The organism is Pseudoalteromonas sp. SG41-2, from assembly GCF_014164535.1.
Taxonomy (GTDB): domain Bacteria; phylum Pseudomonadota; class Gammaproteobacteria; order Enterobacterales; family Alteromonadaceae; genus Pseudoalteromonas; species Pseudoalteromonas rhizosphaerae.
In genome coordinates, this window is sequence record NZ_JACJFK010000008.1 from 142,820 (window position 1) to 158,336 (window position 15,517).

Annotated in this window: 12 protein-coding genes; 2 read left to right on the plus strand and 10 right to left on the minus strand. The window is 40.6% G+C overall.

Features of this window, described 5'->3' with window-relative positions:
- Window positions 1–27 precede the first annotated feature (27 nt).
- Window positions 28–3,198 carry an efflux RND transporter permease subunit gene (locus H5186_RS08520; RefSeq protein WP_149982252.1) on the minus strand — a complete coding sequence of 1,057 codons (3,171 nt, stop codon included), beginning with the start codon at window positions 3,196–3,198 and terminating at the stop codon, window positions 28–30.
- A 15-nt stretch (window positions 3,199–3,213) separates the two neighbouring features.
- Entirely contained in the window at window positions 3,214–4,392 is a 1,179-nt protein-coding gene (locus H5186_RS08525; protein WP_149982253.1) for an efflux RND transporter periplasmic adaptor subunit, read from the minus strand.
- Window positions 4,393–4,725: 333 nt separating this feature from the next.
- On the opposite strand from H5186_RS08525, the gene H5186_RS08530 reads away from it, so the two are divergent.
- Window positions 4,726–4,974, plus strand: a complete 249-nt coding sequence (locus tag H5186_RS08530) for a hypothetical protein (RefSeq protein ID WP_182794339.1) — start codon at window positions 4,726–4,728, stop codon at window positions 4,972–4,974.
- Between the two features lie 59 nt (window positions 4,975–5,033).
- Here H5186_RS08530 and H5186_RS08535 read toward each other — a convergent pair whose 3' ends face one another.
- The 4 genes from H5186_RS08535 to H5186_RS08550 all read right to left on the minus strand — a co-directional run bounded on the left by H5186_RS08535 (window position 5,034) and on the right by H5186_RS08550 (window position 7,846).
- Window positions 5,034–5,822 (minus strand): PhzF family phenazine biosynthesis protein, encoded by a 789-nt coding sequence (locus tag H5186_RS08535; RefSeq protein WP_182794340.1) that lies wholly within the window; start codon window positions 5,820–5,822, stop codon window positions 5,034–5,036.
- 18 nt (window positions 5,823–5,840) lie between these two features.
- On the minus strand, window positions 5,841–6,326 hold the full coding sequence (locus H5186_RS08540) for a pilin (RefSeq protein ID WP_182717523.1): 486 nt from the start codon (window positions 6,324–6,326) through the stop codon (window positions 5,841–5,843).
- Window positions 6,323–7,150: a hypothetical protein gene (locus H5186_RS08545; RefSeq protein WP_182717524.1), complete on the minus strand. Its 828-nt coding sequence runs from the start codon at window positions 7,148–7,150 to the stop codon at window positions 6,323–6,325. The genes H5186_RS08540 and H5186_RS08545 overlap by 4 nt, the downstream gene beginning before the upstream one ends.
- 81 nt (window positions 7,151–7,231) lie before the next feature.
- Window positions 7,232–7,846 carry a PQ-loop repeat-containing protein gene (locus H5186_RS08550; RefSeq protein WP_149982258.1) on the minus strand — a complete coding sequence of 205 codons (615 nt, stop codon included), beginning with the start codon at window positions 7,844–7,846 and terminating at the stop codon, window positions 7,232–7,234.
- A gap of 300 nt (window positions 7,847–8,146) precedes the next feature.
- Between H5186_RS08550 and H5186_RS08555 the strand changes: the two genes are divergently transcribed.
- On the plus strand, window positions 8,147–9,286 hold the full coding sequence (locus H5186_RS08555; protein ID WP_182739464.1) for a PepSY domain-containing protein: 1,140 nt from the start codon (window positions 8,147–8,149) through the stop codon (window positions 9,284–9,286).
- Window positions 9,287–9,330: 44 nt separating this feature from the next.
- On the opposite strand, the gene H5186_RS08560 is transcribed toward H5186_RS08555, so the two are convergent.
- The 4 genes from H5186_RS08560 to H5186_RS08575 all read right to left on the minus strand — a co-directional run bounded on the left by H5186_RS08560 (window position 9,331) and on the right by H5186_RS08575 (window position 15,337).
- Window positions 9,331–12,171: a PD40 domain-containing protein gene (locus H5186_RS08560; protein ID WP_182767429.1), complete on the minus strand. Its 2,841-nt coding sequence runs from the start codon at window positions 12,169–12,171 to the stop codon at window positions 9,331–9,333.
- A gap of 145 nt (window positions 12,172–12,316) precedes the next feature.
- The gene (locus H5186_RS08565) at window positions 12,317–13,852 is read right to left on the minus strand and encodes a PH domain-containing protein (RefSeq protein ID WP_182794341.1); all 1,536 of its coding nucleotides are present in this window, start codon (window positions 13,850–13,852) and stop codon (window positions 12,317–12,319) included.
- A complete protein-coding gene (locus tag H5186_RS08570; RefSeq protein WP_182739466.1) occupies window positions 13,845–14,417 on the minus strand; it encodes a PH domain-containing protein in 573 nt (190 codons plus the stop codon). Before H5186_RS08570 ends, H5186_RS08565 begins: the two co-directional genes overlap by 8 nt.
- Before the next feature lie 68 nt (window positions 14,418–14,485).
- On the minus strand, window positions 14,486–15,337 hold the full coding sequence (locus H5186_RS08575; protein ID WP_182739467.1) for a D-hexose-6-phosphate mutarotase: 852 nt from the start codon (window positions 15,335–15,337) through the stop codon (window positions 14,486–14,488).
- Between the last annotated feature and the right edge of the window lie 180 nt (window positions 15,338–15,517).

Here is a 15,517-nt window from a genome sequence, read left to right on the forward strand (position 1 = left end):
TTTAAAGTCCGTAGTAACAAATTGAAACTAACGATCTAACTGCGGCCCTTGTTTACTTTTAAATAAGAGCATAATTTCATTAAATAAAGCTTTAAACACCTTACCTACATCACTCATTATGATGTACAAACACGGCACTAATATTAACGTGATTAAGGTTGCAAACATTACTGCAAATCCAAGCGCTACAGCCATAGGTATTACAAATTTAGCCTGTAAGCTGGTTTCAAACATAATCGGCAATACGCCCGCAAAGGTCGTGATTGATGTCAGCAATATTGGTCTAAAGCGGGCACAACCGGCCTCTATCACCGCATCTTTGATAGCGATACCTTCACGGCGAGCTTGGTTAACAAAGTCGGTCATAACCAGCGAATCATTAATAACTACACCCGCTGCGGCAATGATACCAAAGCCCGACATTAAGGTTAGATCTAAGCCAAACCAATAATGCCCCCATACAGCCCCCGTCAAACTAAACGGGATCACCGACATTACAATCAAAGGTTGCGCATAGCTTTTCAAAGGTACAGCCAACAAGATATATACTAAAATCATGCCACCAAAAAAGAACATTTTTTGCTGATTAGCTTGTGATTGCTGCTCTTCAATAGCACCGCCAAGCTCTGATTTAACGCTTGGGAACTCTTCTTTTAGTTGAGGTAATAGCTTGTCTTTTACTTGTGTAATTACTTCATTTGGCTCGATCACTTCTTCATCGATATTGCCATAAACATACACAGTACGATAACCACCTTCACGGCGAATATAGCTAATGCCCGGTTTTTCAGTCAGCTCGACCACATCACCAAGTAACACTTCTTTACCTTGCGGTGTGGTGATAACTGCATGCTTGAGCGATGAAAACGCTTCGCGGGTTAGTTTTGGATAACGTACCATCACCCGCACTTCTTCACCACGGCGAATAACACGTTGTGCTTCACCACCGTAAAAACTTGCGCCAACTTGGTTTGCTATTGAGGCTAAGTCTAAACCGAGGTCATAAGCCACAGGTTTTAAACTCATTTGCACTTCTTTGCTGGCAGGGTCAATAGTCGAGCTAATATCAAACAAACCGTCTTGTTGTTGCAATAATTGAATAAAACGACGCCCAGCATCATTTAAAGTGTCGATATCTGAGCCATATAACAAGTAACCAAACTCACCATCACCACCACCTTGAGCATTCACATCGTCATAAATAATAAGCGACTTAACACCAGCAATGGTTGGCATCGCTTCACGCCAACGACGAGAAAGTTCAAACGCGTTATAAGGACGTAAATCCTCTTCAACTAATGGTGCGAGTATTTGCGCTTCAGTACGACCTTGGTTAAACACGAGTACATCTCTAATTAGTTTTTGACCATATTCCCGCTCAGTCTCTTTATCAACGGCAATCACCATAGCTTCGATTTCACGAATTGCTTCAATGGTTTGTATATCAGAGACATTATCATTCATCTCTAAGTTGATCTGCGGATAGTCATGCGGGATCTTCGGCATAAAACCAGTACGCACATTGTTTGATGCAATCAAGGCAAAAGTGACGATCAGTAATGAAATAAACGAGAACAGTACCGCCCAACGCCACTCTACACAACGCACTATAAAACGTCGATATGGTCCATTTACAAAACCAAAAAAGCGTTTATTAAAACGTGCTCGCCAGCTATCTGGCTTAATTGGCGGGAAGTTAGTATGGGCAATATGTGCAGGTAGAATAAGCTTTGATTCTATTAAGCTGAATATTAAACACAACATAACCACGACTGCGATCCCAAAAAAGAATGCACTTTCAGGGCCTGTCGATAACGTAAATGGCGCAAATACCGCAACTGTGGTTAACACCCCAAAGGTTGCTGGGGTTGCGACTTTTTTAGCGCCATTAACGACATTAACAACTCCACCGCCTTTTTTCTCTATTTCGGTGTAGGCGCTTTCTCCGATGACAATGGCGTCATCCACCACAATCCCTAGCACCATAATAAAGGCAAATAATGACAAGATATTAATGGTTACACCAAACAGCGGCATCATCATCATGGCGCCTAAAAAGCATACCGGCAAGCCAATCATTACCCATAGCGCAAGCTTAAAGCGTAAGAACAAAGAAAGCATAATAGCGACTAAAATTGCACCTTGGATCAGGTTATTTACCATCATATCTAAGCGAGCATTTAAGTAATAGGTCATATCCATTAATGGCTCTAAGCGGACACCCGGCGGTAAGTCTTTATTTTTTTGATCAATAAACGCTTTAACTGAATCCGCAACAGGAATAATACTTTGCTCTTCCGTCGCTTTTACTGATAAATAAACGGCATTTTCACCATTGAACTTAAAGTAACGTTCGCCTTCGGTGAATTGGTCCTTAATAATTGCAATATCTTGCAGTAAAACTTTAGCGCCGTTATCACCAATTTTTACTGGTATTTGGCGAAACTCCTCACCTGAATACAGTTGGTTTTCAACTCGTACAGAAATAACCCCAGCATCGGTTTTTAATTGTCCTGCTGAAAAGTTGGCTGAATAACGACGCACAGCATCAGCGACTTCGCTTAAGGTTAAGTTGTAACGACGTAATGTGTCTGGTTCAATCTCAATGGCAATTTCATCCAGTGGTACATCATTGACCACCAGTGATACATTTGATAGCTGTAATAGCTCATCTTCAATGCGGTTAGCTATCGGTTTGAGCTCATTCAGTGGTAGGTCGGCAACTAATGTCATGCCTATTACATCTTGGCGAAACTCTATTTGACTTATGGTGACCGGCTCCATGCCTGCGGGGAAAGTAGCGATACCATCAACCCGCAACTTAATTTTATCCAGTACATCGGTGAGCTCTGCATCAGTATTGATTTCTAACTGGGCGCTGCCGCCGTTACGAAATGCGCGGTATACACCTTTTTTAATTTCGGTAATATCTTTTAAAGATTCTTCAATCTTAACGAGGATACTTTCTTCCATCTCTTGCGGTGACGCGCCAGGGTAATTCGCATTAATTGTAATGTAATTAATTTCAATGTTCGGGAACATTTGTCGTTGGATAGTTAAAAAACTAATGATCCCCATTACTATAATGAAAACCATCATTAAATTAGCCGCTACAGAGTTATTAGCAAAGTAGGCAATAATACCAGTCTGCTTTTCAACCGTTGAGTCTGGTGTATTTGGTAGTTCAGTGTTACTCATAACGCAGTCTACCCTTTATAGTTTTTCAGTGGTTGCACTATCGAGTGCATCAACTTTTTTAACATCCTGCACACCAGCGATTTTCACTGCCATGCCTTTTTGCGGATACTCAGGTAAGGTAATAACTAATTGATCATCAGCCTCTAAGCCATCACTAATATAAAAGAACTCGCCCTCTTCGCGGATCACTTTCACTTTACGTGGCTCAAGTTGCTGCTCATCATTAACAATCCATACCATTTGGTTATTCACCAGTTCTTGCGGTAAGCGATAGATATTATTAAGCATAGTGCCAGCAAAATTGACTTGTACATAGCTGCCATATTTAATTGCCTGCTGTTTATTAACCAACCCATACGGGTCATCTATACGAACAACTAAGCTACTCATACGAGTTGCACTATCAACAATACCTAAATCACGATCAACCACAGCTTGACGCGTAAACCCATGTAAACCGGTTTTTATTACCGTTGCAGTAATTCCTTTAACTCGCTCAGGTAAAAACACACTGTCAAAGCCAGCGATCGGAATAATCACTTCGGCTGTTTCAATATTATTTAACTCACCGATTTGTGTGCCCATATTTATATACTGGCCTACACCAATATCGCGACTTACAACCAGTGCATCATAAGGAGCTGTTACTTCGCAATTATCTAAATCACGTTGCGCACGCTTTAATCGTGCTTGCGCTGACTTAACCGATGCTTGCGCGCTAAGCACTTGTGGCTCACGTAAAAACAATGCAGTACGCTCTTTACCAGGAAAGCGCTTTACTTCATCCGCCGCAACTTGTGCTTGTGCTTGCTCTTCGATTAACTGTGATTTTGCTTGAGCAAGTTCAGCTTGGGCTTGTAATAGCGCCGCTTCATAGTTATCTTTCTCAATAGTAAATAAGGTTTCGCCACGAGCAACAATACCACCAGCAACAAAGTGAGGATGCCAACTAACAACCTCACCCGACACCTGCGCTGATAAACGCGTGCTTTCAAGTGGCTTAACTTCGCCATAGCTATTAATAATCACTTGATGATCGTTGGCAGCTACAGGCTCAACTTTTACAACCGGCCGAGTGTCGACTATTTCTTTTTTTTCTGGCTCTTGGGCAATCGCATTAATTCCCACAAAGCCAACAATTCCTAAGCCAAGCGCGACAAATGGAAGTGTCCATTTCAATATCGTTGTTCGCATAATCAGTCCCCTAAATATTTTACTAAAGCCATAATAACAGAGCTGAATGAAACATTAACGTGACATTTGTAAGGAACTGTTACAAAACCGTATCAAAAAGATTCAAAGTCCTTATTTAAATAACCTGAGCTTCGGATAATAAATCTATCTCCTGCGGCTGCTTTTATTTTCAAAACCGAACACCTGCGTGTTCAATATCGAACAGCTATCACTTTAGAATCACCATATAAATACTTAACAAACTGAAAATAAACAGTATTCATTTCTGGCATCAAACTTTCATTAACTACACTATCAACCTCGTAGATTTGTAGATTTGTAGATTTGTAGATTATGAATATTAATATTAATATTGAGAAAACCACAAAACTAAACAAAGTTAAAATAGCCCTCATTGTTGCCGCACTCATACTGCTAGCAAGCATCAGCTATTTTGCGGTGCAACCTGCTGTGCCGCAGCTAAATGCGAGTACGCTCAATGTTGTGACCGTCCAACAAGGTGACATTGATATTATGACGCCTGTGTATGGTCAATATGCATCACGCTATGAGCGCCTAATTAGTGCCCCTGCAGTTAGCTAACACAGCGCATGGCGCACAAATCACCATTAAACTACCGCAAGGTAGCAATTAAATAGTCATTATAAATATATTGTGCCCTGCATATAGCGCACAGCATGGCCAGTTACAGTAACTGTGTGCTCAGCGACTTCACAATACAGATGTCCGCCACGGCTAGAAGCCTGATAAGCACTTAGCCAGGTTTTACCTAACTCTTTAGCCCAATATGGCGCAAGGCCGGTGTGAATTGAACCGGTTACATAGTCTTCATCACCGCCATTAGCAGGCCAAAAATAACGTGAAATAAAGTCGTATTTTGCGCTTGGTGCTGTTGCTACGACATCTAGCGGGAACAATGTTTTAAGCAACGCAGAGTCTGTTTTAAGATCTAGCACATCTTGCTCACCATCATAAATAGCAAAGTAAGCTTGTTGGTTTTTCAACACCTTAACGGGTTGTATAGACAAGCCAGCAAATAGCTCAGAGGGTATTTTTATTGCAACAAAAGGAGTTTGTTTTGGAAAAGTCATGGCAAAGCTGCCATCGCTATTTTTATTAATAACTAACTCACCGACTGCTGCAGCTTGAAAACGAATTTGCGATAAATTGTGCTGTTCGCACAACACAAATGCCGCAGCGAGTGTAGCATGCCCGCAAAAGTCTATTTCCATTAATGGTGAAAACCAACGGATAGCGTAGCTGCCATCAGCTTGACGACAAGTAAACGCGGTTTCGGATACGTTATTTTCTGCGCCAATGTTTAGCATCAGCTCATTATCAAGCCAATTATCTAAATCAATAACCGCTGCATAGTTGCCTTTAAATAATTCGTTAGTAAAAGCGTCTACTTGATGGATAGTCAGTTGCATTCATTTACCTATAATATTTTAATATTTAAGTTCTTTACACGATGACGGCAAAATATCTTTGGGTACGGTGGTTTTATTTTCACCCATTGCTTGCATACCTGCGACTGGCTGATCGTAGCCACATAACCAAGCTATAGGGCTACCCGGACTACCCGTGACCACAGCTGGCCGAAATGTTAATATCGTCCCCTGCAAAGGCACTGACGCTTTATTACCAAGGCTAATATGAATAGCCCCAACATCAACGACAATACCAGTTACTCGATTGCCAATTAAAAACTTACTCGCAGGTATACCGGCTTCCTCATTGTTTGATGGAAATCGTCCTTGCTCTAAATAAAAAGTCGTTACATCTTCTCGTATAACGGCAGCCATTGCTAAGGGGTCTACAAGCTCACTGCGCTGTATATATTTACTGTATTGTGGCAATGCCACAGAAGCTAGAATGCCTATGATAGCAATCACAACCATTAGCTCAATTAGGGTAAATCCTTTATTTTTCAAATGATCTCTCCCAATGCGAAGATAGGCCGATAAGCCTCTTTCAAAAATAATGCAATCGCAATAACTAAAGTAATCGTGAAAATAGTAATGAGTTTATTCAAATACCTTGTAGCATCTTGATTAAACACCGCCAGCTTTTGCTTTATTAAAAGCACAAATTCTTTACTAATATCTAAGCCATGTAACTGACAACTTTGTAAATGCTCAACCTCAGGGAAGCTAATACTTTCACTTGCCCCGTTTACAGGAAATTCAAGTATTACAATTAGCTCGCTGTGTTGCTGGCGAATTTTTTTGGGGATAATAAAATCGATACAACTTGATGATGGTTCTGCTTTTAGTAGATTGCCTATTTGGCTTAGGCGTATAACACTGAGCAAAATTAATGAAAGAAGCATTCCTTGTAGAGATACAAATATATACCAAAATTTTGCCACATCACTAAGCGAGTTATTTAATTGAGCATGATAGTCACTCAATACAGCTGAAAAGGAAGGTATAACAAAAACCTGATAAATCAGACTAATGATAATAAAAGCAGTAAAAATAAATACCAGATAGCTTAATCTGCTCCCGTATTTAAAGCCGTTAGTACTAATTGCATTTGGTAATTGTTCATAACATAACGCAAGTCTTTGCTGCTCGTGTTCACAACGGTTATCAATAAGCTGTGCTGATAATTTTGTAGCTAATTGACTACTGTGCTGCCCAGCTTTATAAACCCGTAAATGCTCGGCACTGCTTAGTTGCTTTTTCTGTGCATGTGTAAGGTTACTTAATGGCGAAAATAATCGACATAAGTAACCTAGTTGATTCCAATTCATACCTTATCCCTTTTATCTCGATAAGGTAATTTGCCATAAAAACAGTAACTTTGGAATCGCTTGTTTTTAAAACAAACAATTCTATATTATTGCAGGGCGCATTTTATAATATTGAATACAACCAAGTTGCGCGGCATTAGTCAGTAAGATCATCACAAACGTTAAAAGATGCGAAGTACTTGGTGCTGCCATCGCTAATTCTGCAAATAAACCACACACACCAGCAATAAACTGTAAGCTAAAATAACGAGCACTTAAGTTGCTTATATCTCCGCTGCGCAGCGTTTTATAGGTTTGCGGCATGACTCGCACCGAACTCATTATTAAGCCAACAAAAGTAAGCCAAGTAAGTACGTTAGCAGTCTCTAGCTGTGGGTTTACTAACAGTAAAAAAGGTAATAGTGAAAAACCTAACATAGCGGCCAACTGAGTTCGCTCTCTAGTTTTGGCGTTATATCGAGCAAAATAATACAAGATTAAGCCACTTAAACACCCGGTCACCACAAACGGTAGTACCATGTAGTAACGTTCAAAAAAGAGATTAAATGCAATAAAATAAATACTTTGCGCCACCCCAAAGGTCATCATTAATAATGACAACCCCGATACACTGCGGTTTTTACGAATTTTATTTAGTAATGGTAAAAAGCTAAACACTAAAATAAATGATGATAAAATAGGCAGGTAATGCGCCAAAGTAGACCTCGTTCGTTAGTAATTGATTAATAAGTTAGCAACTTATAAACAAAACAATAAGTCAGTGTAAACCACTGTTTTTATATGCTTTATGTAAGGCGCGGCATTGTAAAGGTCCTATAAAAACAAGCAACCATTTGTACAAAATAAACTCACTACTCCTGCGGCAAGTTAACCTTACAGTTTCCATGTTTCGACTGACACTTTGCCGTTAGTAAGCAAACATCTCATCGCATAGAATTGAAATAACATTGATAATTGTTATCATGCAACAAATTAATTTTGACGACTCTTTGCCTTATGAGAAAAACACTTTTTAAAATACACAGTTGGATTGCGCTTTGTGCTTTGATTCCACTTATTGTGATCAGTCTAACTGGCAGCGTATTAGTGTTTAAAAGTGAAATTGATGGCTTACTCATGCCAGATAGTCACTTTGTCGTTGATAGTCACGCAGAACGCAAACCCATTGATAAATTAATAGCGGTTGCTGAGCATGAATTTCCTAGCTATGTAGTAGGTAGTTGGGAAATATTTAATGATGATACTGCTGATCGGGTTTATTTAATCGAACGCGGTACCGACACTTGGTATAAATTTCATATCAATCAATATTCTGGCGAAATACTCTCGCAGCCAGTTAGCACTAGTCACTACTTCACAGATTGGTTTTTAGAACTGCATTACACATTTTTGCTAAACGATTTAAAAACTCTACCTGGTCAAACAGGCACCGTCCTTGGGTTCTTTTTTGCAATCTTTCTATTTATCCTCGGCGTTACAGGCTTAATAATTTATCGTAAATTTTGGCAACGTTTATTTTCAGTACGCTTCAAGGCGACGCTGCAAATTGTACTAAGCGATATTCATAAAATGACAGGGGTACTTGGCTCACCCATTATTTTAATTTTGGCGATCACTGGCGGCTACTTTAATTGGGCTGTGTGGTATCACGAAGTAGTCGAACACGCAGAAGAACAGCATTTTATACTCACCAAAAACTTACATAGCGATACCATTAACTTTCAAGCCATTCTGGATGATAGCAAAAAACAAATCCCGACATTTAATGGTACTTTTTTAGTTATGCCACTGGAGCCTGACGAAAACATTACGCTATTTGGTGAAGTTGATAGCAACAATCCACTGGCAAGCGAATACGCCAACACCATTACTTATGATAAAAAAACCGGTGAACATATAGCTAACTGGGATATTCGCGAAGTCGGCATTGGTTGGAAAGTAATTGATAGCTTTAGAAAATTACACTTTGGTTATTTTGCCGGTTTACTCAGTAAAATCTTATGGTGCGTGATTGGCCTAAGCCCAGTATGGCTTGCAGGCACTGGTTTTTACTTGTGGCTTAGCCGCCGTAACCGTAAAAAACAATCACAAAGAAATCGCGAGCAAAGGCGAACAGCGACAGCATTAAATACTTAACTTAGACAAAGCGATAGAAGAGGCTCCTTGGAGCCTCCATTAATTTACAACGAATAATAAAACCCGAGCCAGCCTCTAAGCTCATCATCAAAGCTGTCGCCTTCTACTCTGACTAGGCCAAAATCAAGTTTCACATCATTGAGGCCTGCAGGGCCTAAGCCAAAACTAAAGGGGCCTTGCCATTTCACACCATAGCTTTGCCCGTATACCTGTTGGTCAATCTGATGCTGTTGATAGTACAACCATGGCATGCCTTCTGCCCAGCTAATACCTCCACCATAACCTTGATAGCGTTTGCCAATAGCGCTGTAAAAGGGCAGTTCAGGTGCAAAAACAAGGTCACTGCGAATATTTTTTGATAACAACGAAGAGCTAAAACCACCTAATCGCAACTCACTATCATCTCTATATTGCTGGCTATAATTAGCATACATCGGGATTGCCAGCGCTTTACCAAATAGCTGCGCAGAAACATCATAGCCCTGCCAACTCTGCGTGTCGCTATCGCCACTATACCAACGCGCATCAATCGCTTGGCCGATGGCATAATCTTGTCTGTCATAGCTCCAAGATTGCTTCAAGCCGACTCTAAGCCACTGTGAACTCTGCTCTTGCTTGATATTTGCATCATCTATCTCTGAGTAGTTATAAGCCAGTTCTGGCTGTACTTTAAACTCTCCAAAGCTCAGTGGCAGGCTGGCAGCAATATAGCCGCCTTGCACTGACTGATCAGCCAACAGGCTATGCTGATATTGCTTGCTAGCATTCAAATCATAAGAAAATAACTGGCTGTCAAACTTGATTGCAAGCGCACTGTAGCGTGCTTGGGCATAAATGCCTTGCAGTGCAGTGTCATGTAAATCAACACTGTAGCCCAGCTGCCAATCTAATTGCTTGAGTAAATCGCTGCCTTTAATACTCGCTGAAAATAATGCCGCGGAGGCTGAATGATATTGTTCACCTAACGCAAAAGTGGCTTTTTGCTGCCAAATATCGTAGTGCGTTTGCTCACCAATGGGTTGTTGATATATTTGAGCTTTTGGCAAGGTGTGCTCATTCACAAGCAACAAAGGCGCAATACTGTTAGTTGCAAAATCGGTGATTTCTTCTTCGTTATTATTTACCTGTAGCTGCATAATGTCAGGGCCATCACTACTGATTGAAAAATACAGTAAATCCCCGTCAGATAATGCGAGTGGATTAGCAACCGCTTGTTGGCCTTGAGTCAGCTTGAACAAACGTTGTGTAGTTAAATCATAACGGTAGATATCCGTTGCCTGAGCTAATCCTGCAACAAAATAAAGCTGCTTGCCATCCGCACTCCAACTTGGTTGTGATAAGTATTGATATCCCTTAGGCATTGGTACAGCAATTGATTTTTGTCCATCAATATCTTGTATATACAATTGCCAATTATGATTAAACTCAGTTTTAAGAAAGGCGAGTTGCTGTTGATCGGGGCTAACTACAGGATAATCGTAAACCGTTGCTAGACTTTTTTCGAATAATGGTTGAGCTTGACCGGTTTGTAAATCAACTCGCACTAACTCTGAGTAACCTCCTTTAACCTGTTCTCCATAAAGTGTTTGCCCATTATCTGCAATACTAAAGCGCCGCAGGCCAGCTAAATCAGTTAGTTTGGTAACTTCACCGGTTTGCGTATCCCAGCTAAATATATCTGATATACGCTGATTATCAATATTATCTACGTTGCTGTAGGCTGAAAAATACAACACGTCGTCATTTAGCCATTGTGGGTTTTGAATACCCGCACGGTTGATTTGATTCAAGACTTGCTTTTGCTTACGTTGAAACACCTTGGGTGGTTTATCAGCAACATCTTTAGGATCATCAGCGAGTAGCTCTTGTTGCTCTTGGTTAAACTCTTCTGCAGCTTTGAGGTTATCCTCAGTACTGTAGAGTTTTAACTGAGTCTTGCCGTCTTGATCACGCTCCACCACTGCAAGTTGCTCGCTATTTGGTGATAAAGCAGGACCACTAGCATAGTGATCTAACGCCAACCAAAGCTCACTAGTAAGTGACTGTTCACTTCTTTCTTTACTCATTGCTTGATAGGTATACTCAGCAATAAAACGTCGATACAACTTACTCGCAGAGTCACCAAAGACCCCTTCGAATGCGTCATCAAATTCGCGTTGCTTAACCCCTTGCATACGCGTCCAAACAGCATCAAGGGTTTGCTCTGAATAGTTTTTCTCTAGCCAAGCTAAAAATCGGGCGCCCATTAAATACGCCATAGAGCCAGCCATAAAGCCACCATCTGTACTATTCAACTGATCATAGCGGGGCAATGCACCTTGCTGAGCAAATTCGATTAAAATCGCCTCGCTGTAGTTATCAAATAACCGACCACGCCCCGTCATTTTCGATTCAAGTAATGTTGCGTAACCCTCTGCCACCCAGCGAGGCATCTCGCTGTGTGTTATATCGTATAAATCCCAAATATTCCTGAGCTCTTGACGCCATTTACTGCGGGTAGGTTGTGCTAAATGCACTAGATGAATATATTCGTGCAGTACCAGTAATTGCTGCCAACCACTATTATTTGAGATCACTGTATCTGACTGCGGTGGTGTAGTAAAAAGCGCCATCAATGGCTTATTTGAAACCGGTAATGCAAAACCATTAGCGGCATTGAGTGGATCAAACACCACCACATCAACCGCTTCATCTAAAGCACGGTTTTGTTGCTCAAGCACTTTGCTGCGGACGATTTCTAATTCATTGGCCGCAGAGCGTGCCCAATCTGCATTTTCTTGACTGTAATGAACATTAAAGTGTTCGGTATGAATAGTTTGCCATTGCACGGCGGCCTGTGTATGTGTGGCTAATAATAACGAAGTAGCGAGTAACGTTTTTTTCATCATGTTCCCTGATCTCTTATTTTAAACCCATTATTGTCATAACTTAGTCTAAAAAGAGAGCATAAAAATGTAAGAAAACGTGAGTTACCGCTATTACGCTTTATCGCCTAATAAAATACCATCCTAAGAACTTGAAAGCGGTGAATTACATCCAACTTCGTTGATCCGATTCGGCTTGGCAAAGAATAAAGTCGATAATTTTATCGGCTTGCTCTGCTTTGATATAAGGCATAGTCGCTGTGCCCGCAGCGAGTTGTATAGACAAGCTCTTCAAACCACTTTTTCGCATAAAATAAGTGCTTACTGCGCGCGTGCTTTGCGCTTTATATAGTTCAAACACTCGATAATGCACACTTATCATGCCACTGCGAAACACTGCGTAATATCGCCCTTGATATTGATAAAAATAATAACCGTATCGTCGATATGATAAGTACACCAAGGAACTTAGTAATACAGCACAAAGCAGGCCATATACCGGGCTGTAACCTTGTCCTGCATAGCCCATAAATGCAATTAAAGCGCTCGGTAACAAAGCATAAAAGCATAGATTTTTGATCAGTAACGCTTTTTCGACACCTTTAAAGTTGAGTGCTTTAAAATCATCACTGGTTAAATTAAGCCAAGGATGTACCCACTGACAAACTTGTTTTACTTGCTCAAGTGAAAGCACTGGCATCACTAAGCTTTGTTTGCTCTTTGCGCCCGCGCTAAAGCCGCCGCTGGTTGCTTGCAAGCACTGCACGGTATAACGTTTAAGTAGTCGTGCAATTAGGTTTTGCTTAATCAGCAGAGATTGTACTTTATCAAGACTCACCGACAACTGATGACGCTCTAATAATCCAGCAATGCGTTTAAATTTTCCGGCCTGAAAGTAAAGCTGAAAATTATAAAAGCGGATTAATGACATTAATACCGATAATAAAACGGCAACCAACACAACAAGCACAAGTATTGAAAACACAGCGAGTGCTGCAGCATCAACCAACACGCCCACTTCTTGCTGATAGAATGATTCTAGGCGATTGATCACCGCTTTTTCTAAAAACTCCAGCACAACATTCATAAAAGGTGCAAGCGCTGCTAATGCCAAAATAGCCATATTCGACATCAAGCCAAATTTTGCAACTTCTTTATTGCTCAGCAGCAAACATTGTTGTGGTTCGTTGGTATGTGTATCTTCAGGTTGCTGCTTAGCTGCAGTTTGTTGTTGGGTTTCTTTATAAGCCAATACTCGCTCGCGCATTTGCTCTGCATATAGCGATGTAACCCCGGGTAATACAGCCTCTTGGCTAGTGCTGCCAGCGGCATCAAAAATACAGTTAACCAAACCCAGAGGCTTAAAATAAAACGGTTCGGCAATATTAACATTCTGCACTCGCAAAAAGTTCAAGGTTAAACGCTCTTTTTTAAACACCCCTTTATTAAGTAATATTTCATGCTCATCAGTAATGCAAAAGCGAAAATTAATATAGTAAAAAAATGAATAAATTAACAAGCTAATAATCGCTACCGCTAATGCAACTTGCCCCCAAAACCACTTATTTTCAACTTGCGTAACAAACACAACCATAATAGGTAGTAAGTTAAATACACCGTCTTTGACAAATCGGAAAGCAAAATGCACGATAAAATAAACCAGTGACCAAGACGAAACACGCTGCCATTTCAAATTATCCATTTAACGACTCATCAGTAGCTAATACACTATCACCGGCTTGATTGCTGGTATTGTTAGATACTTGTTTTGCTTCAGTGTACTTTTGAATATACTGACGGATATTTTTACAATCATCATGACTTAAGCCACTAATGTTGAGATCGGCGCTCATTCCGCCAGCACTATACAAACGCAAGCTAGCCAAGCCCAGTTTTCGCTCCAAAGGGCCACGATGTATTTCTGTGTGCTGCACTCGTGAGAAAGGTAAAATCGTCACCTGCTGCCAAATAACGCCTTTGCGATAAGCTATATCATGCTCACGCATAGCAATTCCTTTAAGTCGCATACTGACAACGTTATAAGCTAGCGATAAAGCTAAAATAATTGGTAAACCAATCAGTAAGCTCGTTTGTGCCAGTGCTGCAAACTCCTGATTAAAAAAGCAAACAGCGCCTAATATTGCAGTTAATGGTAGATAAAACAGCAGCCAGTTAAGCTGAGCGTGCAGCAACGCTTTATCTGCCAGTGGCTTATATACTATTTGTTGATGTTGGGGTAAGACGTCCAGTTGGTGGTTTTCGAACACTTTTTTTCCTTAACAAGCCAACGATTTGATACGTTGGCTTTGATTTATAGCAAAGTTGCGGCCCTATATTACACCCAGCGAATGGTCGTCGCTAAGGTATGACTTTCGCCTGGCGCTACAATCGCACTATCATCCATTACATTTGCCGCTTCAAGGCACAACATTGTATGGTATTCATCATCAGCAAAATTAGATAAACGCTTAGACTTATCAATCCACGGGTTCCACAGCACACAAGAGCTGGAGTTTTCACGGCCGACTTCAATAATTCCATCCGGGGTAATAATACGCTGGATAACTGCGGCTTGGGTATAAACCATATCTGTTTCACGAGCAAAACCAACCAGTCCATCTTGATCAAACGGGCCTTCGCTAAACTCAATATATTTGGAACCTTGCAGCCCATCCACTTGAGTTTCTTCAATAGCAGGGGTTGGAAAATAAGTGTGCAGCGCTTGCGTGAAAGTAATAGTTTGGTTACTTAAATTAGTGGTTGTTAAACGCACTTCAAGCTGATTAGTTAGTATAAATTCAACCTTTAGCTTTGATTTGTGTGGCCAGTAGGTTTCATCAACTTGTGCCATTGGCAAGGTTAAGCTAACTCGAATTTCATCGTCTTGCTCTGCAACTTCATCTGCTCGCCATAAGCTCGTACGTGCTACACCGTGAATTGGCCACTCAGGATTTGGATTGACACCAAACCATGGCCAACAAATAGGAATGCCACCACGTATACTTTTACCTTCTTGGTAATCTTCTTCGCTTGATACCCAAATTAATGGCTTTTTGCCACTTGGCGTGAATTCAGTGAGTTGTGCACCTTGTAGAAAAATTTTAGCGCTACAAAGCTCGCTTGCAACATTGATATATTCTAAACCAGTGTCAGTTTGTTCGATGCTTACAGATGGAGATAACTTCATTATACGTCCCATAAAAATGAAAAACCTATCTCACCTTACCCAATCCCCAACCAATTAGTAAATATTATTTAGTGAGTTTTTATGTCAAATTTACAATTTTTCACTCTGTCATGACTTATAGGTAAGCTCAGCACCAAAAACGTTTAATTAAATAATATGCAAATGAACTAAATTTAATTT

What these genes read in the sequence shown, in the direction of transcription:
- H5186_RS08520 (WP_149982252.1), bottom strand. Translation starts at nt 3,198, where the DNA reads ATGAGTAACACTGAACTACCAAATACACCAGACTCAACGGTTGAAAAG.
- H5186_RS08525 (WP_149982253.1), bottom strand. Translation starts at nt 4,392, where the DNA reads ATGCGAACAACGATATTGAAATGGACACTTCCATTTGTCGCGCTTGGC.
- H5186_RS08530 (WP_182794339.1), top strand. Translation starts at nt 4,726, where the DNA reads ATGAATATTAATATTAATATTGAGAAAACCACAAAACTAAACAAAGTT.
- H5186_RS08535 (WP_182794340.1), bottom strand. Translation starts at nt 5,822, where the DNA reads ATGCAACTGACTATCCATCAAGTAGACGCTTTTACTAACGAATTATTT.
- H5186_RS08545 (WP_182717524.1), bottom strand. Translation starts at nt 7,150, where the DNA reads ATGAATTGGAATCAACTAGGTTACTTATGTCGATTATTTTCGCCATTA.
- H5186_RS08555 (WP_182739464.1), top strand. Translation starts at nt 8,147, where the DNA reads ATGAGAAAAACACTTTTTAAAATACACAGTTGGATTGCGCTTTGTGCT.
- H5186_RS08560 (WP_182767429.1), bottom strand. Translation starts at nt 12,171, where the DNA reads ATGAAAAAAACGTTACTCGCTACTTCGTTATTATTAGCCACACATACA.
- H5186_RS08565 (WP_182794341.1), bottom strand. Translation starts at nt 13,852, where the DNA reads ATGGATAATTTGAAATGGCAGCGTGTTTCGTCTTGGTCACTGGTTTAT.
- H5186_RS08575 (WP_182739467.1), bottom strand. Translation starts at nt 15,337, where the DNA reads ATGAAGTTATCTCCATCTGTAAGCATCGAACAAACTGACACTGGTTTA.